Origin of the sequence: Ruminococcus sp. 5_1_39BFAA (assembly GCF_964240875.1) — a bacterium.
GTDB lineage: Bacteria > Bacillota > Clostridia > Lachnospirales > Lachnospiraceae > Blautia_A.
On record NZ_CAXSVO010000062.1, the window covers coordinates 1 to 6,709 of the forward strand.

Here is a 6,709-nt window from a genome sequence, read left to right on the forward strand (position 1 = left end):
GACATCATTATGGAACTGATATAATAATTCGCTGTTTTTGTGCAAGAGACAGGAACTTTATTTTGCGGGGCGACAAACCGAGCACGTCCAGAACCGCAAACACAAGCGGGATATGGACGGCTTTTTTATTCCATTCGCCATGTTTCGGCCCTACAACGGCTCCGGCTTGCTGTGTGAGGTGCTGGGACTGACACCGGCCCGAAGGATGGCAGACCTGCGAGTTCTGCAGGACTATCTCATGAAGGAAGCCTATGAACATGAGATCGAGATGCTCATGTGTCAGATGCGCCTGCACGAGTTTGCTTTCCACCGGCGCTTCTGTACTGAGGATCGGGCAGAGGAACGGTATACTCGTATAACGGGCGCTGGCGACAAATCCGGTGCGGAGGTGGATGCACCTGAGATGACCGCACCGGACACACGACAGGTCATCCTTAATGCGGTCACATGGCATTACGACTGGATTCAGCGGTACAAAAAGCCCTGTTTCCAGTTCGCCGAGGCGGTCATCGACTGCAAGATGCTGTCGGAGGATAAGCGGGATGCGGTATTGAAACGCCGGGGTGTTAGCCTCGCAGAGCAGGAGCGGCTCATGGCAGAGTTCATCCGGGAAGCCTCCGCAATGCCGGAGCCGAACCGCAAGCTGGTGGACTTCATGTATGAGGCTGCATGGCGCATCCTTTTCGAGTATCGGTATGGTTACCCGCAGGATAAGGTGCCGGCTCCCTGGTATGACGAGGTCAGCAGCACCGACATGACTGAGCACATGAAGCCCACAGAACACGCAGATACGACAGAGCACATGAAGACCGCTGAGACACACGAGGAGGACAGAGATGGGAAATCCAGTTGAAGACTATGTTGATTGCTATCAGAATCTCGCCAACGCAATCATCCTCCTGGCGGTGAAGGATTACAAGACAATACTTCGCTGCCTTATGCGCAACCCTTACAATCAGGATGCGCAGAGGGAAAAGAAGCGTCTGGAACGATTTTTCTTTTCACAATGGTTTGGCGTCCTCACCGACCTTGATCCGAAGCGGCTGATTTCTGGAGTAATGAAGCAGATGCGCATCGAGGAGGAAGAGCGCCGTAAGAGGGCGCAGGAAAAACTTCGCCGGAAAGCGGAGGCAGAGGAGCGGCGGATGATCGATACGCTTTTTCAGCTTCTGCATGAGGTCGGTGCGGTCATCATGCTGGAGGAAATCCGGCACTTGCAGACCGGGTAAGCGTGTTGAACAAAGCAGGTGAGTACAGGAATCGGTCAGAAGGGAGGGCTTAACTATGTTGGCTGATGAAAACAGGCGAGAGGTTTCTGCGAAACACACGCGCTCTGCCGAAGAAACGCAATCTGCCACCGCAGATACGCGCTCTGTCGAAGGAATGCAGGTGGACTATTTGGAAAAGGCCAGAAAGCTGGCCGATTCCTATCATCTGCTGGTGCAGAAGCGGGATGAGCTTCGGCGGCAATATGAGGAATCTAAGTCGTGGTTTTACACCAAGGACGAGATCATCTACAAGCTGTCGCAGGGCGCACACGAGCAGTCCGAGCGCGTTCAGACCAGCGGCACATCCAATCCCGTGGAGCGCACAGTCTTGAACTGTGATAAGGTGCTGGCCTCTATGAACCGTGAGGTTCAGAGCCAGCGCACAGAGCAGTTCCTTGAGCCGTATTACAAGGTCTGCGAAGACATTGAATTATTTGAGGTCGGGCTTCGCAGTCTGCGAGGTCAGACACGATTTGTTGCGGAGCAGCTCTTTGTAGACGGAAAGAAGCAGTCGGAAGTTGTGGGGATGGATGGACAGCCTCTGGGCCGAAGGACTGTGGAGCGGGAAAAAGAAGCGTCGTTGCAAGGAATAGCAGATGTGATGAAGTGGAGGGATAAACGATATGCAGGAAGAAAACACGCTTGATACGAAAGTCGCTTATGCGATAGAGGTGTGCAAGAAATACAGGCGAATCAAGTCCGATGGAAAAAGAGCAGAGGCAGAGTGGAAGAAAAATCTGGAGAGTATTGAAGATGCAAAATATCCCAGAGAGAAAGAGATGTACGAGGAGTATGCCGAGCGCTCACTGTCAGGCTTCAAAGCTTCTATCGAATGGGCGAAGATTGTTGACCGTGCGATACGAATGTTTTCGTCATATGAGGCGCAATGTGTTTTTAGGCAGCATTTCCTTGAGAGTAGGCCTCTCAAAGCCATCATTGGAAAGCAGGGCAAGTACATGTCCCGCACAACGGCAACAAAGTATAAAAAGATTGGCATCGTAGAGTTTGCTAACATCATTTATTCAGACAGGGGCAATCTCGAAAAAATGGAAAGTGTTCTGGAAAATTCTTTTTGAATTGGACATAGTGCGGTCATAATTGAACGCAAGTGAACATTTTTCCGATTTACTGTACATCGGCTTTTTGCTATACTTTATACTGGGAAAGCTGGATAGAGAAGCGCATGAACGCCGGAGCCGTTTACGAGTTCCGGTTTTTTCATGCGCTTTTTCTATTCATGCCTCCGGGTCTCGGAGGAATCATGGGAGGTGAGAACCACATGGGACGAAGTAACAAAAACGCCCGGAGCAGACCGCAAGGGCGAAGAATTCACGTCAACAAGTACATCGACAAAATAGGCCGCACGAAGGACAAACGTGCTTCACGCTTTAAGAACAGTGCGGCAAACTTACCCGGGCAGGTAAGCCTGGAAAACCCCCGCCCGTGGGTAACGGGTCCGCTGCCCAGACGGTATGAGATTTGGTTTGCAAATCTGGGCGACCATTACGGCACTTCGGTGCAAAGCGGCAACCGCCCGGTGCTGGTCATCAGCAATGACGTGGGAAATCAGTATTCCCGGACGGTGACGGTGATCCCGCTGACCACAAAGCTCAAGCGGATGGATATGCCGACGCATATCATTCTGACTGAGGAGGACTGCTGTATGTTCCGGCCGCAGACCTTACAGGATTCGGTTCTGCTGGCGGAACAGATCACCACGATTGCGAAGTCCGCACTGTGCGGCCGACTGTGCCGAGTGACTTCCAGGGAGAGAAAACAGGAGATCGAGCAGGCGGTTGCCGCCCAGCTGGATATGCAGAGGACACACAGTGTCTGCGAGGGCGATAGCTCTTGCGGAGCTGATACCCAGTCCGATGCAGATGCGCAGTCCAATGCAGAGGCGCAGTACGCTGCGGCTCCCCAGAGCGCGGACAACCCTAAACACAAGGAGGAACCAGCATGGTAGATATCAAGAATATCCCGGCATTGCTGAAGACCTCCTGCCGCTTCTGCGTATGGAAGTACGAAAAACGCAATGGCCAGAAAACCAAGATGCCCTACAACCCAGCGAACGGCGACAGGGCAAAGATCAATGACCTGCGCACCTTTGCCGACTTCAAGACCACCCTCGTTGCTTACGCGATGGGCGGATACGACGGCATCGGCGTGGCGGTCGGCAACGGTATCGGTGCCTTTGACATCGACAAGTGCATCCGGGAGGACGGGACGCTGAACGACACAGCGGCGACCGTCCTCTCTATCTTTCCTACGGCTTACGTGGAACGTTCACCGTCCGGCAAGGGACTGCGCGGCTTCTTCTGTGTGCCGGAGGACTATGTGTTCGACAAGACAGTCTACTACATCAACAACCGCAAGGCTGGTCTGGAAGTCTATATGCCCGGCGCGACAAACCGCTTCGTCACCGTGACGGGGGATGTTTACCGCGCAGGCGAACCGGAAGGGGAGATCCCCAACAACGAGACTGCCATGACCACCCTGCTGGACACGCTGATGAAGCGGGCAAAGCCTGTGCAGAACACTCAGATGCGCCACCATTCCTATCTGGATGATGAGGCCGTCATCAAACACGCGGAGGAATCCGCCAGCGGGGAGAAGTTCAAGGCACTCTACGCCGGTGACTGGGAGGAGCTGTACGACAGCCAGTCCGACGCTGACATGGCGCTGCTGGCAATCCTCTCTTTCTGGTGCGGCTGCGATGAAGAACAGATGGATCGCCTTTTCCGTGCGTCCGGCCTCATGAGACCGAAATGGGATCGCAAGCAGGCCGGCACGACCTACGGCGCGATTTCCATCCGCAATGCGGTGAACACGGCATCTTCTGTGTACATCCCGGTCAATGCTCAGGACATCGTGGATGAGGAGTTCGCCAATCTGGACGAGGACAAGACCGTCGAGTTCCAGCCGGATATCTCACGCATCACCCTGACCCTTGAGGAGATGGCTCCGCACTCGAATCCACGCTATGGCAGAGAGGAGATCGGCATGGGCAATGCCTTCGCCGATTACTTCAAGCCCATCGCACGGTACAACAGTGAGCGCGGCATCTGGTATGTCTACGACGGTACCGTCTGGCAGCCGGATATGGAAAACCTCAAGGTGGCAGAGCTGGCAAAGCTGCTGGCGGACAAGCTGTATGTGTTTGCCTTGACTATAACCGAGGAGGATTCGCGCAAGCGTTTCATCGAGAGGGTCAAGAAGCTGCAGCTGCGCAAACACAGAGACACCATGATCAAGGATGCAAAGTCAGTGTTCCCGATCTCGATGAAGTCCTTTGACCGCGACATCTATCTGTTCAACTGCAAGAACGGTACGCTGGATCTGCGCACGATGGAGTTCCGCAGGCATGACCCGGAGGATTATCTCACAAAGGTGTCCCCGGTCATCTACGACCCGGATGCCGAGTGCCCACGCTGGCGAACGTTCATTGACGAGATCATGCAGGGGGACAAAGCACGGTCGAACTATCTCCAGAAGGCCATCGGCTATGCACTGACTGGCGATACCAAGATGGAATGCCTGTTCATCCTGTACGGCCCTACTTCCCGAAACGGCAAAGGCACCACGATGGAGAGCATCCTGCGCATCATGGGCGAGTACGGCAAGAACGCTGACCCGACGATGCTGCAGGCCAAGTTCAACGCCCAGAGCGGTGGTCCTTCTGAGGAGATCGCTCGTCTTGCGGGCGCGAGGTTCGTCAATATCTCCGAGCCGGAGAAGAAAATCACACTGGATGCGGCGCTGACCAAGCGGCTGACCGGCAATGACACGATCACTGCCCGTTATCTGCATGAGAACAGCTTTGAGTTCCGGCCGAACTTCAAAATCTTCATCAACACGAACCATCGTCCGAATATCACAGACCTGACGCTGTTTGAATCCGGCCGAATCAAAATAATCCCTTTTGACCGGCACTTCGAGGAAAACGAGCAGGACAAGGGCTTGAAGCAGTTCTTCGCCGATCCGGAGAATATGTCCGGCATCCTGAACTGGATGCTGGAGGGATACCGGATGTATCGCAGTCAGGGGCTTGCCATGCCCGATTCGGTCAAGCAGGCCACGATGGACTACCAGATGTTTTCGGATAAGATGGGTCAATTCTTTGACGAGAACATCCAGGAGAAGAAGGGCAGTGAGCTTCGCCGAGGTGCTGTCTACAAACGATACCAAGAGTGGTGCCAGGAAAACGGCTACAGGGCAGAAGCCGCGAAGAACCTCAACACCGAGATTGAGAAGCGGTATAGGGTAGAAAAGAAGCGACCTAATGACGGTGTGGGCAGCACAACGCCGATGGTGCTGAACGTTGAATTCGTCATGCCAGAGCAGGTGAAAGAGGAGTTCAAGCCGCAGGATGTTATTCCGTGAGAATACGATGCAGCTTTTTCCGGCAGCATCACACAGCTTGTCTTGTGAGGGCAGAAAAACACAGTCTCCTAGCATACGACCAGCAACATCAGCAACAGACCAGCAACATCAGCAACAGACCAGCAACAGAAAAACCTTGATATCACGGCATTTTTTGAGGTGTTGCTGATGTTGCTACCTGAAACCCTATTTTATTTATATTCTTTTCTTTTATATGTAATTTAGTTTTTACTAGCAACAATAGCAACAAGAAGAAAAGAAAAATAGAGAAATAGGGAAAAAGTATCGTAATATCAAGGATTTCTGGTTGTTGTGGGGCAATCTTTGTGTTCACTGCGCCAGCAACAGACCAGCAACAAGAAATCCTGGCAACAAGAAATCATCAAGAAGAAATGACAACTCAACAACAGGAACTTAGCAGGCAGCCTTTGTGGGAGCCACGATTGTGGGCAACGACACAGTCGGGCAATGGCAAAGGCGGCCTACTTTGTGATTACATGAAAGCGAGGACAAAAAACATGAGTAGAATCATCACCTGTGAGCAGGTCAGCAGTGGCCATCCCGATAAAATCTGCGATCAGATTGCGGATGCTATCGTGACCGACTGCCTTCAGCACGACAAGAACAGCCGTGTGGCGATAGAGTGTATGCTGAAAAATAGCCGGCTTTTCATTGCCGGAGAGCTGACCAGCAAGCACAAGCCCGACTATCACCAACTGGCATATGACGTGCTGCGGCGTATCGGGTACGACCGGCTGGGTGCTGGCGTGGAGCACTGCATGGATATCGGCATTCTGGTATCTGAGCAGTCGCCGGATATTGCGCTGGGCGTGGACAAGGACGGTGCCGGAGACCAGGGAATCATGTACGGCTATGCCACCAACGAGACACCGGAGATGATGCCGCTTCCCTTCATGGTGGTGACCAAGTTTCTGGAGCTTCTGAAAAACCACCCCAGCAAGATGTTCCGAGCAGATGCCAAAGTGTTGGACAGCGAATTGAGAGAGACGCAAACGGCAAATTATTTTTCCGCTTTTCAAATAATCGACCGCGCAGTC

7 protein-coding genes are annotated in these 6,709 nt (G+C 53.0%); all 7 read left to right on the plus strand.

The window, feature by feature from the left end; translation table 11 throughout:
- The first annotated feature begins 205 nt into the window (after positions 1–205).
- On the plus strand, positions 206–853 hold the full coding sequence (locus tag ACESZH_RS23395; protein WP_373219483.1) for a hypothetical protein: 648 nt from the start codon (positions 206–208) through the stop codon (positions 851–853).
- A complete protein-coding gene (locus tag ACESZH_RS23400) occupies positions 837–1,229 on the plus strand; it encodes a hypothetical protein (RefSeq protein WP_373219485.1) in 393 nt (130 codons plus the stop codon). The genes ACESZH_RS23395 and ACESZH_RS23400 overlap by 17 nt, the downstream gene beginning before the upstream one ends.
- 55 nt (positions 1,230–1,284) lie before the next feature.
- Complete coding sequence (locus tag ACESZH_RS23405) at positions 1,285–1,914, plus strand: hypothetical protein (RefSeq protein ID WP_373219486.1); 630 nt, start codon at positions 1,285–1,287, stop codon at positions 1,912–1,914.
- A complete protein-coding gene (locus tag ACESZH_RS23410) occupies positions 1,892–2,344 on the plus strand; it encodes a hypothetical protein (RefSeq protein ID WP_373219487.1) in 453 nt (150 codons plus the stop codon). The genes ACESZH_RS23405 and ACESZH_RS23410 overlap by 23 nt, the downstream gene beginning before the upstream one ends.
- A 203-nt stretch (positions 2,345–2,547) precedes the next feature.
- Positions 2,548–3,234 carry a type II toxin-antitoxin system PemK/MazF family toxin gene (locus ACESZH_RS23415; protein WP_373219488.1) on the plus strand — a complete coding sequence of 229 codons (687 nt, stop codon included), beginning with the start codon at positions 2,548–2,550 and terminating at the stop codon, positions 3,232–3,234.
- Positions 3,228–5,651, plus strand: a complete 2,424-nt coding sequence (locus ACESZH_RS23420) for a phage/plasmid primase, P4 family (protein ID WP_373219490.1) — start codon at positions 3,228–3,230, stop codon at positions 5,649–5,651. The genes ACESZH_RS23415 and ACESZH_RS23420 overlap by 7 nt, the downstream gene beginning before the upstream one ends.
- Positions 5,652–6,169: 518 nt before the next feature.
- Positions 6,170–6,709 (plus strand): S-adenosylmethionine synthetase N-terminal domain-containing protein (locus tag ACESZH_RS23425; RefSeq protein WP_373219492.1); only part of this gene is annotated, 540 nt, incomplete at its 3' end.